The following is a 16,950-nucleotide window of genomic DNA, read 5'->3' as shown; positions in this document are numbered from 1 at the left end:
TCAGTGTATTGAACCGGGAGCAGCGGGTCGCCGCTCTCGGTGGTTCTAGAGGGCGTGCAGCGGCTTCCCGGCCAGAGCGAGGTGCGCCTCGCCGAGCGCCTCGTTCTGGGTGGGGTGCGCGTGCACGAGAGGGGCCACGTCCTCGGGATGGGCTTCCCAGTTCACGATCAGCTGGGCCTCGCCGATCAGCTCGCCCACCCGCGCGCCGACCATGTGCACGCCCACGACCGGTCCGTCGACGAGCCGGACGACCTTGACCGACCCGGTGGTGCCGATGATGGTGCTCCGCGCGTTGCCGCCGAGGCCGTAGTCGTAGCTGGCGACGCGGTCGGCGCCGTACTCCGCCACGGCAAGGTCCTCGGTGAGTCCGACGGAGGCGACCTCGGGGTCGCTGTAGGTCACCTTCGGCACATTGACGTCGGCGACGACCTGCGGGCCGAGCCCGGCGATCTCCTCGGCGACGAAGATCCCCTGCTGGAAGCTGCGGTGCGCGAGCTGGAGGCCGGGGACGATGTCGCCGACCGCGTAGAGACCGGGGACCGAGGTCTGCAGGCGCTCGTCGGTGACGACGTAGCCGCGATCGAGGGCGACACCGACCTCCTCGAAGCCGAGGCCGGCGGTGACAGGTCCGCGCCCGACGGCGACGAGCAGGAGGTCGACCTCGAGGCTCGCGCCGGACTCGAGCGAGACGGTGACCGAGTCTTCGCTCTGCGAGACGGACGAGACCCGGGAGCCGAGGGTGAAGGCGATGCCGCGCTTGCGGAACGCGCGCTCGAGCTGCTTGCTGGCGCTCTCGTCCTCGTTGGGCACGAGGTGGGGGAGGGCTTCGACGATCGTCACCTCGGCGCCGAAGGACCGCCACACGCTGGCGAACTCGACTCCGATGACGCCGCCGCCCAGCACGATGACGCGCTCGGGGACGTGGTCGAGCTCGAGGGCCTGGTCGCTGGTGACGACGCGACCGCCGATCTCGATGCCGGGCAGCGTCCGCGAGGACGATCCCGTCGCGAGGACGACGGAGGTGCCGTGCAGCACGTGCTCGCCCACCGAGACCGTGGTCGGTCCGGTCAGGCGTCCCTCGCCGTTCACGACGGTGATGCCGCGCGAGGACACGAGACTCTGCAGCCCCTTGTACTTGCCCGCGACGACTCCCTCGCGGTACCGGGTCACTCCGGCGATGTCGATGCCCTGGAACGAGGCCAGGACTCCGTACTTCTGCGCGTCCTTGGCGCCGTCGGCGAGCTCCGCCGCGTGCAGGAGCGCCTTCGTGGGGACGCAGCCGCGGTGCAGGCAGGTGCCGCCCAGCTTGTCCCGCTCGACGATCGCGACGCTCATGCCGAGCTGGGTCGCACGGAGGGCCGCCGCGTACCCGCCGCTGCCACCACCGAGCACGACGAGGTCGTAGCGCTCTTCCGACACCGAGTGACTCCCTTGCGACGTGCGGTTCCCTCGCCTCCTCAGCCGTACCGGCGCGATGCGCTCGGGGCCTGAGAAGGGGGACGAGGCGGGATCTCCCGCCCCGTCGACCCTACTACGCGCTCGCGAAGTGCTCGGCCAGGGCGAGCAGCGCCCGCACCGAGACACCGGTCGGGCCGCCGGCGGTGAAGCCGTGCGCCCCGCCCCCGTTGTTGGCGGCGCCCGCGATGTCGAGGTGCACCCACGGGATGGTGCTCGCCTCGTCGCCCTCGCCGCGCGTGCCGACGAACTCGCGGAGGAAGTGGCCCGCGATCAGCATGCCGCCCGCCGTGTTCCCCGGCTTGACGTTGGCGATGTCGGCGACATCGGAGTTCAGCAGGGGGCGCAGCTCCGCGGGGAGCGGCATGTGCCAGAACGGCTCGCCCGCCCGGGCGGCGGCGGCCAGCACGGTGCGGATCAGCTCGTCGTCGCCCATCGCGGCCACGTAGCGGTTGCCGAGCGCGACCGACACGGCACCGGTGAGCGTCGCGACGTCGATGATCGCGTCCGGCTGCTCCTCGCTCGCCGCGACGAGGCCGTCGGCGAGGACGAGGCGCCCCTCGGCGTCCGTGTTGAGGACCTCGACGGTCTTGCCGCCGCGGATGATCAGGACGTCGTTGGGGCGGATCGCGGTGCCGGACGGCAGGTTCTCGGCGATGCAGAGCCACGCGGTGACGCGGACGGGGAGGCGCAGCTCGGCGACGGCCCGCACGACGGCGTAGACGGTCGCGGCTCCGGTCATGTCGTACTTCATGCCGACCATCGAGGTCGGCGGCTTGAGCGAGAGTCCGCCACTGTCGAAGGTGATGCCCTTGCCGACCAGCGCCAGGTGGGTGCCCGCTCCGTCGGGGGAGTAGGCGACCTTGACGAGGCGGGGCGGACGCGAGGATCCGGCGCCGACCCCGAGGATCCCGCCGAAGCCCTCCTCCTCGAGCGTCTTCTCGTCCCAGACGGTGACCTCGAGCGGCAGCCCCTCGACCCCGCTCTGCACGGCCTCGGCGAGCGTCTGCGGGTAGAGGTGCGACGGCGGCGTGTTGACCAGGTCCTTCACGGTGGAGACGGCCCGACCGACGGCCAGCGCACGCTCGAGGATCGCCGGGTCGGCGCCCTCCGGAGCGAGGAGGACGACGCTCTGGACGGGCTGCTTGACCGACTCGACCGTGCTGCTGCGGAACGCCGAGAAGGCGTAGGCGCCGAGCGCGGCTCCTTCTGCGACGGCGGCGAGAGCGCCCTCGGCGGCGACGGGCAGTGCCAGGGCGACGGAGGCGGTGCCCGCGAGCGAGCGCACGGCGAGCCCTGCGGCGGCGCGCAGCACCGTGTCGGAGGGGTCGGGCGACCCGAGGCCGACCAGGACGACGACACCCGCACGCAGCGGCGAGGGGACGCGGACCAGCGTCTCGACCGCTCCGGTCACCCCGAGGGCCGGAAGTGCCGCGGTGAGCTCGTCGAGACCCTCGGCGCCGACCAGCCGCGGACCGTCCGGACCCGGCGCGACCCCGAGGACGAGGGCGTCGGAGGCGATGTCGGAGACGGGGACGGTCGTGAACTCGAGTGAGGAGAGGGGCATGCGCGCAATGCTAGGCGCTGTTCGCTGAGGGCTCAGCGCGGTCGCCCGGGGGTCGGAGCACCGCCGTCTACAGTGGATCGCATGCTGGATCCGGAAGACCTGTTCGAGATCGAGGGCGACCTGTCGGAGGTTCCGCGCGGGCTGCACCTCGTCGCCGGGCTCACCGGTTTCGCCGACGCGGGGGGCGCCGTGGGACAGCTGGGGGAGTACCTCCTCGACACGCTGCAGCACCGCGTGATCGTCGAGTTCGACCAGGACCAGCTGCTCGACTACCGCGCCCGACGCCCCATCATCACCTTCGATCAGGACCACCTGACCGACTACCGTCCGGCGACGCTCCGCCTCTCGCTCGCGCACGACGAGCTCCACCAGCCGTTCCTGCTGCTGACCGGCTTCGAGCCCGACTTCCAGTGGGAGCGCTTCACGCGGGCGATCGTCGCGCTGATCGACCGGCTCGAGGTGGCGAGCACCACGTGGGTCCACGCGATCCCGATGCCGGTCCCGCACACGAGGCCCGTCGGCGTCACGGTGAGCGGCAACCGCGAAGACCTCGTCGAGGCGATGTCGGTGTGGAAGCCGCACACCCAGGTCCCCTCGAACGTCCTGCACCTGCTCGAGTACCGGCTGTACGAGCGCGGGCTGTCGGCGGTCGGCTTCGCCCTGCTCATCCCGCACTACCTCTCCGACACGGAGTACCCGCAGGCCGCCGTCGCTGCCCTCGAGAGCATCTCGGCATCGACCGGCCTCATCTTCCCGACCGATCGCCTGCGCGAGAGCGGCCGCGAGTTCCTCGCGAAGGTCGACGAGCAGGTCGGCGGCAACGAGGAGCTGCAGAAGCTGGTCGCCGCCCTCGAGGCGCGGCACGACACCTACATGGAGGGGACGAGCCTCCGCTCGCCGCTCACCGACGAGGACGGGTTCGTCCCGAGTGCCGACGCCCTCGCGGCCGAGCTCGAGAAGTTCCTCGCGATCCGCCGCCCCGGGGACGAGCCCGCCGCCTCCTAGCCGCGGGAGCCCGCTTGCTAGGCTCGGACGAGTGCGATCTTCTCGAGCCTGGTTCGTCTTCGGTGCCGGAGCGTTCGCGTATCTCGTCGCGGTGCTGGACCGCACCACCCTCGGCGTGGCCGGCGTCGACGCGGCCGACAGGTTCGGCGTGGCGGCGGCCGTCCTCTCCTCGCTCGCCGTCGTCCAGCTGATCGTCTACGCGGCGATGCAGATCCCGGTCGGGATCCTGATCGACCGGTTCGGGCCGAAGACGCTGATCCTCAGCGGGACGGCGCTGATGATGGCCGGCCAGATCGTCTTGGCGGTCGCCCCCTCGATCGGCGTCGCGATCGGTGGCCGCATCCTCGTGGGAGCCGGGGACGCGGCGATCTTCACCTCCGTCATCCGGCTCACCGTCACCTGGTTCAGCGGACCGCTCGTCCCTCAGCTGTCGCAGTGGATCGGCAACATCGGGCAGATCGGGCAGATCCTGTCCGCCCTGCCGTTCGCCGCGCTCCTGCACTCCGCCGGCTGGACCCCCGCCTTCCTCTCCGCCGCGAGCCTGGGCGCCGTGTCGTTCCTCGGCGTGCTCCTGCTCGTGAACGACGTCCCGCCGCGCACGGAGCCGATAGTCCTCGTGCCGCCCACCCTGCGGGCCACGATCGCGCAGCTCGCCGTCAGCCTGAGACGGCCGGGCACGCAGCTCGGCTTCTGGTCGCACTTCGTGACCCAGTCGTCGGGGACCGTGTTCACGCTGCTCTGGGGCTACCCGTTCCTCGTCTACGCGATCGGCCTCCCGCCGAGCCAGGCCGCTCCCACTCTGACGATCGTGGTCGTGGCCGGCATCGTGGTCGGTCCTGTGCTCGGCGTGCTGACGGCGAGGCATCCGATGCGCCGGAGCAACCTGGTCATCGGGATCGTCTCGACGATGGGGATCGCCTGGACCGTCGTCCTGCTCTGGCCCGGTGTCCCGCCGTACTGGCTGATCGTGCTTCTGCTCGTCGTGATCGGCGCGGGCGGGCCGGGCTCGATGATCGGCTTCGACTTCGCCCGCACTTTCAATCCGAAGCGGAGCCTCGGCGCGGCGAACGGAGTCGTCAACGTCGGCGGGTTCCTCGCCAGCTTCACGATGATGTTCGCGATGGGCCTCGTCCTCGACGCCCTCGCAGGTCCCGGCGCCGACTCCGCCGAGCTCTACTCGATGGAGCACTTCCGTCTCGCCTGGTGCGTGCAGTACGTCGTCGTCGGCGCAGGCGTCGTCGGACTCGTCAGCGCGAGGCGCAGGACGCGCCGTCGCCTGGCCGAGGACGAGGGAATAATGGTGGCCCCTCTCTGGGTTGCACTGAGTGATCGGCTGCGTCGCGGGCGCTCGGGACGCTGACCGCCGCTTCGGCTCCGTCCCGCCGCACTCCTCTCGGAACCGCCGCCGGTACGGGGCGTCCTGATCGGCGTTCCGGCGGATCCGCGCTCGCCGAACGGCTCGGCGGCACGATCCCACTACCCAGGCGTGCAATAATTGTCAATAGGACCCGTTCGGGTCGAGGAGCACCACGCCCACGTCGGGCGTGCGACGTCCCCGACTTGACATGGGTCCTCGTAATGCCCACCGACGGACGACGCTCACTCGGCGCCGTCCGCTACCGGGACGCAACGGATGGAGAGGTGCCGCCATGGCCACCAGGACTACCAAGACAGCAACGCTCGACGCCGTCGACGACGACGCGACGACGACCACGCCCAAGAAGCCGGCCGCGCGCAAGCCCGCCGCCGCGAAGACCCCGCGCGCCCGCGCCTCCGCCAAGACGGCCGCGCCTGCCGCCGACGAGGAGACCGCCGACGCTCCCGAGCCCGACGAGGCCGAGGTCGCGGAGGACGACGAGACCGAGACGGTCGCCGACGAGCCCGAGCCCGAGGCCAAGGACGACACCGAGACCCCGGACAGCCCGGCCGTGGCCGTGGCCGCGCCCGCGGAGCCGCTTCCGAGCGGGGCCCTCGTGCTGTCCTTCGGCGGCGACGACGACGAGGTCCCGGTCTACTCGACCGCGATCACCGGTGCGACCGCCGACCCGGTCAAGGACTACCTGAAGCAGATCGGCAAGGTCGCGCTTCTGAACGCGGCCGAGGAGGTCGAGCTCGCGATGCGCATCGAGGCCGGCCTGTTCGCCGAGGACAAGCTCGCCAACTCGAGCGACCTCAGCCCGGAGCTCGTCCGCGAGCTGCGCTGGGTCGCGAAGGACGGGCAGCGCGCGAAGAGCCACCTGCTCGGTGCGAACCTCCGCCTCGTCGTGAGCCTCGCGAAGCGCTACACCGGACGCGGGATGCAGTTCCTGGACCTGATCCAGGAGGGCAACCTCGGTCTGATCCGCGCCGTCGAGAAGTTCGACTACACCAAGGGCTTCAAGTTCTCGACCTACGCGACGTGGTGGATCCGCCAGGCGATCACCCGTGCGATGGCCGACCAGGCGCGCACCATCCGCATCCCGGTGCACATGGTCGAGGTCATCAACAAGCTCGCCCGCGTGCAGCGCCAGATGCTCCAGGACCTGGGCCGCGAGCCCACGCCCGAGGAGCTCTCGCGCGAGCTCGACATGACCCCCGAGAAGGTCATCGAGGTCCAGAAGTACGGTCGCGAGCCGATCTCGCTGCACACCCCCCTGGGTGAGGACGGCGACAGCGAGTTCGGCGACCTCATCGAGGACACCGAGGCGGTCGTCCCGGCCGACGCGGTCGGCTTCACGATGCTGCAGAAGCAGCTCGAGTCACTGCTCGACTCGCTCTCGGAGCGTGAGGCGGGCGTGATCCGCATGCGCTTCGGCCTCGGCGACGGCATGCCGAAGACCCTCGACCAGATCGGCGACACGTTCGGCGTCACGCGTGAGCGCATCCGCCAGATCGAGTCGAAGACGATGGCCAAGCTCCGTCACCCCTCGCGCTCGCAGTCGCTCCGCGACTACCTCGAGTAGGCCGGTGATCCGCTACGCGCCGGCGGTCCTCCTGGGGAGGGCCGCCCGTGTCGCAGCGCGGCTGCGCAAGCCGGGCGGCGGCTCCGCCGTTCCCGGGCTCGTCGTCAACCGCGTCGCACCCGGGTTCCTCCCCGCCGTCCTCGGCGGCTTCCCGGAGGGGCTCGTCGTCGTCACCGGCTCGGCCGGAAAGTCGACGACCACCAAGATGCTCGTCGCCGTCCTGCGCGCGCACGGGCTGAGCGTCTTCACGAACCCCTCGACCGCGAACATCGCGCAGGGCCTGACCTCGGCGCTCCTCGAACGGGCGGATCTGCGCGGCCGCATCGACGCGGACATCGCCGTCCTCGAGATGGACGAGGGCCACGGAGCGCGCCTCGCTCCGCGCATGAGCCCGCGGGTCGTGCTGCTGACGAACGTCGTGGTCGACCAGATCGACCGCTTCTTCGACCCGGCGATGGTCGCCCGCATGCTCAGCACCATCGCGACACGGGCGACGGGCCCGGTGGTCCTGAACGCGGACGACCGGCACGTCGCCGAGATCGCGACGACGCTCCCCGCCGACGCTGTCCGCTGGTACGGAGTCTCCTCCGAGGTCCGCAGCGCGGCCACGGGCGGGCTCGGCTACGCGGCCGACGCCGATCCGGTCGCGGATCGCGCGACCACCGTCGTCGAGACGACGTCGGGTGCGGCGGCCACGATCGTGAGCGACGGCGCTTCCCTGCCGGTGCGGCTGCCCGCGCGCGGTGTCCACTACGCGGTCGACGCCGCCGCCGCCGTCTCTGCCGCGCGGGCCGTGCTGGGCGAGCGCTTCGACGCCGGCACCGCCTCCGCCGCCCTCTCGTCGATCGATCCCGTGTTCGGTCGCGGCGAGGTCGTCACCGTGCGCGGGCAGGAGGTGGAGTTCGTGCTCGTGCAGAACCCCGCGAGCTACCGGCTGAACCTCGCGGAGATCCCCGAGGGCACCGATCAGGTGATGCTGGCGATCGGATCCGACGTCCGCGATCCGTCCTACTTCTGGCCCGTCGACACGGCGAGGCTCGGACGCGTGCGCGTGGTGTCCGGATCGAAGGCCCACGAGGCGGCGCTCCAGCTGCGCTATGACGGAGTCGCGATCGACGCCGTCGACGAGGATCTCGGCCGCGCCCTGGACACGTTCCTCGCGCTTCCCGCGCCCGCCTCCGGCCGCAAGACCATCGTCTTCTCGGCCGACTCGATGCGCCGCACCCGTGCGCACCTGCAGCTCGCCTCGAACCGCGAGGAGGACTCGTGACCGCTCTCCGCATCGGCGTTCTGGCGCCGGAGGTCCTCGACAGCAACGGGGACGCCGCCAACGCGCGGGTCCTGGTGGCGCGGGCGCGCTGGGCGGGGCTCGACGCCGAGCTCGTGCCGCTCCGCTCGGTCGACGATGTCACCACCCGCACGGACGTCGTCGTCGCGGGGACCGGCGCCGACCAGGATCTGCCCGTCGTGCTGGAGCTCCTGCGCGACATCGGCTCCGTGCTGAAGGGCTGGGTTGCGGACGGGACCGAGATCGTCGCCGTCGGAGCCGGCTGGCAGCTCCTCACCGAGTCGTTCACCACACCCGAGGGCGTCGTCGGCGGTGTCGGAGTGTTCCCCGGGCGCTCGGTCGCGGGGGAGCGGGCGACCGACGACCTCGTGGTCTCGTCCGGAGCCGACGTACTGGTCGGCTTCGAGAACCATGTCCGACGCGTCGACGGCATCGACCCGGCGCACGTCCTCGGCGCGGTGCTGCACGGAGTCGGAGACGGCCGCGGCGTCGAGGGGTACCTGAGCGGCGGACTGCTCGGCACCCACCTGCACGGTCCCGTCCTCGCGAAGAACCCGGTACTGGCGGATGCGATCCTCACCAGGGTCGCCGCTCGTCACTCCCTCGAGTACTCGACGACGGACGATCGCCTCCGTGCCGCCGATGAAACAGCACGAGCCGCTCGCGAAGTGATCGCGAAGCGGCTCGGTGTCTCCCGGTAGGACGCCTGAGCGTCGGACCGACAGCGGTCGAGGACTAGGGGCGCTGCTCTTCGAAGAGCCGCGCGGACTCGTCGTGCCAGCTCTGAGCGATGCTGGAGAGCTTCTCCTGGTACTTCTTGCCGTGGTGCGAGCAGAAGAGGAGCTCTCCGCTGTTCACGACGACCCGGATGTACGCCTGCGCGCCGCAGCTGTCGCAGCGGTCGGCGGCTGAGAGCTGGTGGGCGCCAGCGAGTTCGTCCACGCCGTTCTGGGTTGCTGTGGTCGACATGACTTGGCCTCCTGCACTCGTTCTTCGACTTCTTCTGTCTGGTGCAACCATCAAAGCACGCGATTGTTTCCGGGTAGAGACGATCCCGCGGCATTTCGCTGTGCGCGTAGGTGCCCCAGCACACTGGACCTCGCACGGCCTGCCGCGCCTCGGCCGGGGACGGACCCGCCGAAAGTAAACTGATCGAATGGCCTCCTCCGATTACTCCGCCCGGCACCTCTCCGTCCTCGAGGGGCTCGAGGCGGTCCGGAAGCGTCCGGGCATGTACATCGGCTCGACCGACTCGCGCGGCCTGATGCACTGCCTGTGGGAGATCATCGACAACTCCGTCGACGAGGCGCTGGCCGGGCACGGCTCCGAGATCAGCGTCGTGCTGCACGCCGACGACAGCGTCGAGGTCCGCGACAGCGCGCGCGGCATCCCGGTCGACCTCGAGCCCAAGACCGGCCTCACCGGCGTCGAGGTGGTCTTCACCAAGCTGCACGCCGGAGGCAAGTTCGGCTCCGGCTCGTACGCGGCCTCGGGTGGTCTGCACGGTGTCGGCGCCTCGGTGGTCAACGCCCTGTCGGAGCGTCTCGACGTCGAGGTCGACCGCGACGGCCGCACCTACCGGATGTCGTTCCACCGCGGGGAGCCCGGCCGCTTCGCCGACGCCGGCGGCGAGCCGACTCCGGATGCGCCGTTCACCCCCTTCGAGAACGGGTCGGAGCTCGATGTCGTCGGCAAGGTCAAGCGGGGCGTCACCGGAACCCGCGTGCGGTACTGGGCCGACCGGCAGATCTTCACCAAGGGCGCGGCGTTCCAGACCGACGACCTCGTCACCCGCGCCCGGCAGACCGCCTTCCTGGTCCCCGGCCTGACGATCGACATCGTCGACGACCGCGAGGCCGAGCGTCGCGCCGAGATGTTCCGCTACGACGGCGGGATCTCGGAGTTCGTCGAGTTCCTCGCCCCCGACGCGGCCGTGACCGACGTCCTCCGACTGACCGGCACGGGCACCTTCACCGAGACCGTCCCCGTGCTCACTCCGGGCGGTGCGATGGTCCCCACCGAGGTCGAGCGCTCGTGCGAGGTCGACATCGCCCTGCGCTGGGGCACCGGCTACGAGACCGTCGTGCGCAGCTTCGTCAACATCATCTCGACGCCCAAGGGCGGCACGCACCAGACGGGGTTCGAGCAGGGGCTGCTGAAGCTCCTCCGCTCGCAGGTCGAGGCGAACGCCCGGCGCCTCAAGGTGGGCTCCGACAAGCTCGAGAAGGACGACGTCCTCGCGGGGCTGACGGCGGTGCTCACCGTGCGCCTGCCCGAGCCGCAGTTCGAGGGCCAGACGAAGGAGGTGCTCGGCACGCCGGCCGTGCGCGCGATCGTCGCGCAGACCATCACCTCGACCCTCGGCGCGATCTTCTCCTCGACCAAGCGCGAGGACAAGGCACAGATGTCGCAGCTGCTCGAGAAGCTCGTGGCCGAGATGAAGTCGCGGATCTCGGCGCGCGCCCACAAGGAGACGCAGCGGCGCAAGAACGCCCTCGAGTCCTCGTCCCTGCCGGCGAAGCTCGTCGACTGCCGCAGCAACGACGTCGAGAACAGCGAGCTCTTCATCGTCGAGGGCGACTCCGCCCTGGGGACTGCGAAGAGCGCGCGCAACAGCGAGTACCAGGCGCTGCTCCCCATCCGCGGCAAGATCCTGAACGTGCAGAAGGCGAGCATCGCCGACATGCTCTCGAACGTCGAGTGCGCATCGATGATCCAGGTCATCGGAGCGGGCTCGGGTCGATCGTTCGATCTCACGGCGGCGCGCTACGGCAAGATCATCCTGATGAGCGACGCCGACGTCGACGGCGCGCACATCCGCACCCTCCTGCTGACCCTGTTCTTCCGCTACATGCGACCGCTGGTCGAGGCCGGGCGGGTGTTCGCCGCGGTGCCGCCGCTGCACCGGGTCGTCGTGATGAACGCCGGCAAGAAGCCGAACGAGACGATCTACACCTACTCCGAGAAGGAGCTGCAGAGCGTGCTGGCGGCGCTGGCCAAGGCGGGGAGGCGCTATCAGGACCCGATCCAGCGATACAAGGGCCTCGGCGAGATGGACGCGGATCAGCTCGCGACCACGACGATGGACCGCTCGCGCCGGACGCTGCGCCGGGTGCGGGTGGCCGACGCCGAGAACGCGGGGCGCGTCTTCGAGCTGCTGATGGGCAACGACGTCGCTCCCCGCAAGGAGTTCATCGTCCGGGGCTCCGAGACGCTCTCGCGGGACCGCATCGACGTCTGACGCACTTCCGGGTGCGGTCTGCAGGAGCGCCAGAGGTGAGGTCTGCAGGCGACCCGGCGCGGAAGGTGCTTCCCGCCGCGTGGGAGAACCGCGCGGAGGAGCAGCTCCTGCGAATCGCACCTCGGCGCGCCAGAGGTCCCACGGCACACGCCGCGCGGGACCCGAGGCGTCAGATCAGCTCGGGCGCCGCTCCGATGCTCGCGATCGGCGTGGCGAGGGGCACCCCCGACGCATCGCGCTTCATCCCCGACTCGGGCAGGGCGGCGACCGACCCGTCGGCCTCGAGGGCGTGCGCCGGTGCGGGGCCGACCCAGGCGACTCCGAGGGCCGTCTCGCCCTTGAGGAACCGCTGGGCGCGGACACCGCCGGTCGCGCGACCCTTCGCGGGGAACTCCGAGAAGGCCGACACCTTCGCGCTGCCCGTGTCGGTCCCCGAGAGAGCCCAGCTGTCGACGGCGACGGTCGCGACGATCGTCTCGTCCCGGTCCTCCTCGCTCACCACGGTGAAGTGGACGACCTCGTCGGTCTCGCCGAGCTTGACGCCCGCCATGCCGGCCGCCGTCCGCCCCTGCGGGCGCACGGACGAAGCGGGGAAGCGGAGGAGCTGCGCCTCACCGGTGACGAACACCAGCTCGTCCTCGTCGCTCGCGAGCGCGGCGCCGACCACGGCGTCCTTCGGGCGCAGGGCGATCAGCTCGAGATCGGGCCGGACGGGCAGTTCGACGAGGGAGACGCGCTTGACGGTCCCCTGCAGAGTCCCGAGCGCGATCGGCCGCGGGTCGTCGAACGCCACCAGGGCGAGCACGCGCTCGTCCTTCGCGAGAGCCGGCAGGTAGTCCGCCATCCGCACGCCGGCGCCGAGCTGGACAGAGGTGGACGGCACGGAGGGCACGTCGACGGGGGAGAAGCGCAGGATCCGGCCGGCCGTCGTGACGGCGCCGATCTCCGTCCGCGTCGTCGTGTCGATCATGCCGAGCACGGCGTCGTGCTTGCTGCGGCGGGTGGCACGCTCGGGGTGCGGCGCCGCCTCCGGATCGCGGTCGACGCGCACCATGCGGCCCGTCGTGCTGAGGTGAACCCGGCAGGGGACGTCGGCGATCTCGAGCACGGCGGCTGCGGCCTTCCGCCCGGTCGTCGCGATCGAGGGCCGCGCCTCGGTGAGGAGGGTGCGTCGCGGAGTGCCGAGGCGCTGCGCCACGTCGTCGAGCTCGTCGGACACGAGCGCGTCGATGCGGGCACGGCTCGCCAGCAGGGCCTCGAGCTCGGCGATCTCGGCGAGCAGGGTGTCGCGCTCGGCCTCGAGTTCGATCCGCGAGAACTTCGTCAGGCGGCGCAGCTGGAGCTCGAGGATGTAGTCGGCCTGCACGACGCTGAGATCGAACACCTCGATCAGCCGGGCGCGCGCCGCCGCCGTGTCGTCGCTCCCGCGGATCAGCTGGATGACCTCGTCGATGTCGAGGATCGCGACCAGCAGCCCCTCGACGAGGTGCAGTCGCTCCTGGCGCTTGCGCAGGCGGTACCGGGAGCGCCGGGTCACGACCTGCACGCGGTGCCCGACGTAGACCTGCAGGAGCTCCTTGAGCCCGAGGGTGCGGGGTCCGCCGTCGACCAGGGCGACGTTGTTGATCGCGAAGGTGTCCTCGAGCGGCGTGTAGCGGTAGAGCTGCTCGAGCACCGCCTCCGGACTGAAGCCGGTCTTGATGCCGATCACCAGACGGAGGCCGTTGTCGCGGTCGGTGAGGTCGGTGACGTCTGAGATGCCGCTGAGCTTCTTGTTCTGGACGCCGTCCTTGATCTTGTCGATGACCTTCTCGGTACCGACCAGATAGGGGAGCTCGGTGACGACGAGACCCGACTTGCGCGCGGTGATGCTCTCGACCGAGACGCGGGCACGGGTCTTGAAGCTGCCCCGCCCCGTCGCGTAGGCGTCGCGGACACCCGCGAGGCCGACGATCGTTCCGCCGCTCGGGAAGTCCGGTCCCGGCACGAACGACATCAGGTCGTCGAGGGAGGCGTCGGGGTTCGCGATGAGGTGCCGCGCCGCGCCGATCACCTCGACGAGATTGTGCGGGGCCATGTTCGTGGCCATGCCGACCGCGATGCCGCTCGCTCCGTTGACCAGGAGGTTCGGGAAGGCGGCGGGCAGCACCTCGGGCTGGGTGAACTGGTTGTCGTAGTTGGGGATGAAGTCGACGACGTCCTCGCCCAGGTGCTCGGTCATCGCCAGGGCGGCGGGAGCGAGTCGCGCCTCGGTGTACCGCGCCGCGGCCGGTCCGTCGTCGAGCGAGCCGAAGTTGCCGTGACCGTCGACGAGAGGCACCCGGAGGGTGAACGGCTGCGCCAGGCGCACCAGGGAGTCGTAGATCGAGGCGTCGCCGTGCGGGTGCAGCTTGCCCATCACCTCGCCGACGACGCGGGCCGACTTGACGTGCCCGTGATCGGGACGCAGGCCCATCTCGCTCATCATGTAGAGGATCCGGCGCTGCACGGGCTTGAGTCCGTCGCGGGCGTCCGGCAGGGCGCGGGAGTAGATGACGGAGTAGGCGTACTCGAGGAACGAGCCCTCCATCTCGGAGGAGACGTCGACGTCCTCGATGCGCTCGGTCAGGGAGGACCCGGAGGAGGGGGCTGCTGCGTTCATGACTCACTTCGGTGGCGGGCGCGGGGCGACGGAGTCTCCGGGCGCGCGGTGCCGGGGGGCTCGGGACGGGCTGCGCCGTAGCGGAGGACGGACCGCGCCACCGACACGGGCTGTCTGCGCGGCGTCGGATCCGGCGTCCGCCTCCGCGAGGCGTGACCCGCGAACGGGGACGCCGTGCGAAACTGGGCGCGATGACCCACATGCTACCGGTCGCCCCCGCCGGGCGGCGGAGCCTCGCCGACGTCCTCCCCGCCGCTCTCGACGCCGTCCTCGGCGGTCCAGGGCTCTTCGGGGCCGCCCGCGTCGAGAGGATCGTCGTCGTCCTCGTCGACGGGCTCGGAGCCTCCAGCCTGCGCCAGCGCGCCGGCCACGCCCGCACGCTCGCACCCGCGCTGACGAAGGCGAGCACCCTCGCCTCCGGATTCCCGACGACGACGGCCGCCGCTCTCGCCAGCCTCACGACCGGGCTCCGACCCGGGGAGCACGGGATGGTGGGCTACCGCGTGCTCGACCGCGCCTCCGACCGCCTCGTCAATCAGCTCTCGGGCTGGGACGACCGCATGGTCCCCGAGCAGTGGCAGCCGCAGCCGACGGTGTTCGAGCGAGCCGGCGACGAAGGGGTCCGCGCGACCGTCGTCGGTCCCTCGCGCTACGCGCACTCCGGCCTGACCCGCGCCATCCTCCGCGGCGCCGACTACCGCCCGGCGCAGGGAGTGGCGGAGCGCTTCGCGGCCGCCCGCGACCTGCTCGACGAGGGCGGCCGGCAGCTCGTCTACCTCTACGTTCCCGAGCTCGACATGACGGCGCACGCCCGCGGCTGGGAGTCGCCGGAGTGGACGGCCGCGCTCGAGCAGCTCGACGGCGAGTTCGCCGGATTCGCCCGCCGGCTCTCGGGGCGCGAGGGGGCGCTGGTCACGGCGGACCACGGCGTGCTCGACGTCCCGGCCTCCTCGCACGTGCTGATCCCTCGCGGGCCGCTCCTCGACGGGGTCCGCCACCTCGCGGGGGAGCCCCGCTGCCTGCAGCTGCACCTCGAGCCCGGTGCCGACGTCGACGAGGTCGCCGCCCGCTGGATCGAGGCGGAGGGTTCCCGCGCGTGGATCGCCACCCGGGCCGAGGTCGCCGAGAGCGGCTGGTTCGGAGCCGTGGGAGACGCCGCTGCCGAGCGGATGGGCGACGTCTTCGTCGCCGCCCGCAAGGCCATCGCGTACTACGACGCGGAGGACTCGTCCGGACGCTCGATGATAGGCCAGCACGGCTCGCTCACCCCGGAGGAGATCCAGGTCCCGCTGCTCGGCTTCGGAGCCCTCTCGGGCATCTGAGCGGCGCCGAGCGGCGGAAGCCGAGGGGCATGTCCCCGGTGGGCGACAAGCCGGCCCCGTCCCTCTTTGCTGGTCGAGTAGCCCCGCAGGGGCGTATCGAGACCCACCCGCTTCAGCAGATCAGGCTTCTGCCCCGGTCGTCTGACGAACGCGGATCTCGATACGCCCGCTGCGCGGGCTACTCGATCAGCATGAACGGGTCGTCGGGCAGGGGGTCACTCCTCCTGAAGGATCTACCAGCGGCAGCAGCTCGGCGCTCCGACGCAGGTGGGTCTGCTGCGAAGAGTCCCCGGAAGCCTGCTGATCAGCGAGAGGCGGGACCGCGGAGGGAAGTCGGGTGACTTCTGCTCGGCGGCCACCGCCGGGATCAGTCGTCGCTGCGGGCGCCGAAGACGATCTCGTCCCAGCTCGGCATGGCGGCGCGGCCCTTGCGGAGGGAGGTGCGCATCCCGGCGGCGGGGTGGTCGTTCGAGGGCGCCGCGGAGCGCTCGGGCTCCGGTGCCTTCTCGGCGGTCGGCGCTTCCGGCTCCTCCCGGACCCGGATCGAGGAGGCGTGATCGCGCTCACCGCGTCGGCGGCGGAGCGCATCGAGCAGATCGGCGGTGTCGTTCAGGTTGCGCTCGCGCTGCTCGGTGGTGCTCGAGACCGGTCGCGGCAGGGTCGAGACGGGTCGCGGCGTCTCGGAGAGCGCCGGCTGCGGCTCCGTGTCGGACGGGCGCGAGGCGGCAGGGCGCGCGTGCTGGCGGACGGCAGTCGGCCGCGACGGCTGCTCGGCGCGTGCTGATGGCCCGTCGGACGAGGGCTTCGCGAAGGAGTCCGTGTCGAACCGGGTCGCCAGCTCGTCGACCGCGGCGGGGATGACCGCCCGCAGCCTCGGGATCAGCGTGGGCCGGATCTCGCCCTGCTGCGAGAGCGTCGTGGCCTCGGGCGTGATCGGCGAGAGGACGGCCTTCTTCGGGTCGAAGCGCCAGCGGGCGTCGTGATCGATCTCGTCGGAGCGGAAGAGGAGCTTGACGACCCAGCCCTCCTCCTCCTTCCAGCTCGACCACTGCTCGCCGTCGGCGCCGAGCGCGGCGAGGCGCTCGCGGATGACGTCTCCGAAGGGCGTGCCCTCCTCGAGCGGATCGGGGTCGGCGCTCGTGTAGACGCGGACCGACAGGGCCGACGCGACGATGTGCTCGCGCTCTGCGGTGACGGGGCCCTCGAAGCGCTCGACGTAGTCGAGGGAGGCACCTGTCAGCTCGGCGACCTCGTCGGCCGAGAGGCCGGCACGGATGTGCGCCTGGATCTCGCGCGGCGAGACGCGCTTCTCCCGCGGGGGGAGGGAGTGGACGCGAGGCCGGAGCTGGCTCTGCAGCGTCTCGTCGATGCGCACCGAGAATCGTTCGCCGCCGTCGGAGACGAGGACGAGCGATCCGCTCTCGACGCCGATCACCTTCAGTTCCATCATCGTGCGGGACCTCCTTCTGGACGCGATCGCGGCAAGGAT

12 protein-coding genes are annotated in these 16,950 nt (G+C 71.3%); 7 read left to right on the top strand and 5 right to left on the bottom strand.

The window, feature by feature from the left end; translation table 11 throughout:
* Positions 1–45 precede the first annotated feature (45 nt).
* The gene (gene lpdA / locus GRS92_RS04520) at positions 46–1,419 is read right to left on the bottom strand and encodes a dihydrolipoyl dehydrogenase (protein ID WP_159853723.1); all 1,374 of its coding nucleotides are present in this window, start codon (positions 1,417–1,419) and stop codon (positions 46–48) included.
* 112 nt (positions 1,420–1,531) lie between these two features.
* Positions 1,532–3,022, bottom strand: a complete 1,491-nt coding sequence (locus tag GRS92_RS04515) for a leucyl aminopeptidase (protein ID WP_159853721.1) — start codon at positions 3,020–3,022, stop codon at positions 1,532–1,534.
* Between the two features lie 81 nt (positions 3,023–3,103).
* Between GRS92_RS04515 and GRS92_RS04510 the strand changes: the two genes are divergently transcribed.
* From GRS92_RS04510 to GRS92_RS04490, 5 genes are all read left to right on the top strand, one after another.
* A complete protein-coding gene (locus tag GRS92_RS04510; RefSeq protein ID WP_159853719.1) occupies positions 3,104–4,027 on the top strand; it encodes a proteasome assembly chaperone family protein in 924 nt (307 codons plus the stop codon).
* Positions 4,028–4,058: 31 nt separating this feature from the next.
* Complete coding sequence (locus tag GRS92_RS04505) at positions 4,059–5,387, top strand: MFS transporter (RefSeq protein WP_159853717.1); 1,329 nt, start codon at positions 4,059–4,061, stop codon at positions 5,385–5,387.
* 289 nt (positions 5,388–5,676) lie between these two features.
* Complete coding sequence (locus GRS92_RS04500) at positions 5,677–6,969, top strand: RNA polymerase sigma factor (protein ID WP_159853715.1); 1,293 nt, start codon at positions 5,677–5,679, stop codon at positions 6,967–6,969.
* A gap of 4 nt (positions 6,970–6,973) precedes the next feature.
* Positions 6,974–8,239: a Mur ligase family protein gene (locus GRS92_RS04495; protein ID WP_159853713.1), complete on the top strand. Its 1,266-nt coding sequence runs from the start codon at positions 6,974–6,976 to the stop codon at positions 8,237–8,239.
* Entirely contained in the window at positions 8,236–8,958 is a 723-nt protein-coding gene (locus GRS92_RS04490; RefSeq protein ID WP_159853711.1) for a cobyric acid synthase, read from the top strand. Before GRS92_RS04495 ends, GRS92_RS04490 begins: the two co-directional genes overlap by 4 nt.
* Before the next feature lie 34 nt (positions 8,959–8,992).
* Here the strand turns inward: GRS92_RS04490 and GRS92_RS04485 are convergent, their stop codons facing one another.
* Positions 8,993–9,226, bottom strand: a complete 234-nt coding sequence (locus GRS92_RS04485) for a DUF7455 domain-containing protein (protein ID WP_056043754.1) — start codon at positions 9,224–9,226, stop codon at positions 8,993–8,995.
* Positions 9,227–9,413: 187 nt separating this feature from the next.
* Here GRS92_RS04485 and GRS92_RS04480 point away from each other — a divergent pair, with 187 nt between their 5' ends.
* Positions 9,414–11,498 carry a DNA gyrase/topoisomerase IV subunit B gene (locus GRS92_RS04480; RefSeq protein ID WP_159853709.1) on the top strand — a complete coding sequence of 695 codons (2,085 nt, stop codon included), beginning with the start codon at positions 9,414–9,416 and terminating at the stop codon, positions 11,496–11,498.
* A gap of 169 nt (positions 11,499–11,667) precedes the next feature.
* On the opposite strand, the gene GRS92_RS04475 is transcribed toward GRS92_RS04480, so the two are convergent.
* Positions 11,668–14,139 (bottom strand): DNA gyrase/topoisomerase IV subunit A, encoded by a 2,472-nt coding sequence (locus GRS92_RS04475; protein WP_159853707.1) that lies wholly within the window; start codon positions 14,137–14,139, stop codon positions 11,668–11,670.
* A 191-nt stretch (positions 14,140–14,330) separates the two neighbouring features.
* On the opposite strand from GRS92_RS04475, the gene GRS92_RS04470 reads away from it, so the two are divergent.
* Positions 14,331–15,461: an alkaline phosphatase family protein gene (locus tag GRS92_RS04470; protein WP_235021816.1), complete on the top strand. Its 1,131-nt coding sequence runs from the start codon at positions 14,331–14,333 to the stop codon at positions 15,459–15,461.
* 367 nt (positions 15,462–15,828) lie between these two features.
* Here the strand turns inward: GRS92_RS04470 and sepH are convergent, their stop codons facing one another.
* Complete coding sequence (gene sepH, locus GRS92_RS04465) at positions 15,829–16,911, bottom strand: septation protein SepH (protein WP_159853705.1); 1,083 nt, start codon at positions 16,909–16,911, stop codon at positions 15,829–15,831.
* Positions 16,912–16,950: the final 39 nt, after the last annotated feature.

The sequence above is a fragment of the Rathayibacter sp. VKM Ac-2754 genome (assembly GCF_009807095.1).
Classification (GTDB): Bacteria; Actinomycetota; Actinomycetes; order Actinomycetales; family Microbacteriaceae; genus Rathayibacter.
Note: the sequence above shows the minus strand (reverse complement) of the source record. Positions and strands in the feature narration are given on the sequence as shown.

What these genes read in the sequence shown, in the direction of transcription:
- GRS92_RS04470 (WP_235021816.1), top strand. Translation starts at nt 14,331, where the DNA reads ATGACCCACATGCTACCGGTCGCCCCCGCCGGGCGGCGGAGCCTCGCC.
- GRS92_RS04475 (WP_159853707.1), bottom strand. Translation starts at nt 14,139, where the DNA reads ATGAACGCAGCAGCCCCCTCCTCCGGGTCCTCCCTGACCGAGCGCATC.
- sepH (WP_159853705.1), bottom strand. Translation starts at nt 16,911, where the DNA reads ATGATGGAACTGAAGGTGATCGGCGTCGAGAGCGGATCGCTCGTCCTC.
- GRS92_RS04480 (WP_159853709.1), top strand. Translation starts at nt 9,414, where the DNA reads ATGGCCTCCTCCGATTACTCCGCCCGGCACCTCTCCGTCCTCGAGGGG.
- GRS92_RS04485 (WP_056043754.1), bottom strand. Translation starts at nt 9,226, where the DNA reads ATGTCGACCACAGCAACCCAGAACGGCGTGGACGAACTCGCTGGCGCC.
- GRS92_RS04500 (WP_159853715.1), top strand. Translation starts at nt 5,677, where the DNA reads ATGGCCACCAGGACTACCAAGACAGCAACGCTCGACGCCGTCGACGAC.
- GRS92_RS04515 (WP_159853721.1), bottom strand. Translation starts at nt 3,022, where the DNA reads ATGCCCCTCTCCTCACTCGAGTTCACGACCGTCCCCGTCTCCGACATC.
- GRS92_RS04510 (WP_159853719.1), top strand. Translation starts at nt 3,104, where the DNA reads ATGCTGGATCCGGAAGACCTGTTCGAGATCGAGGGCGACCTGTCGGAG.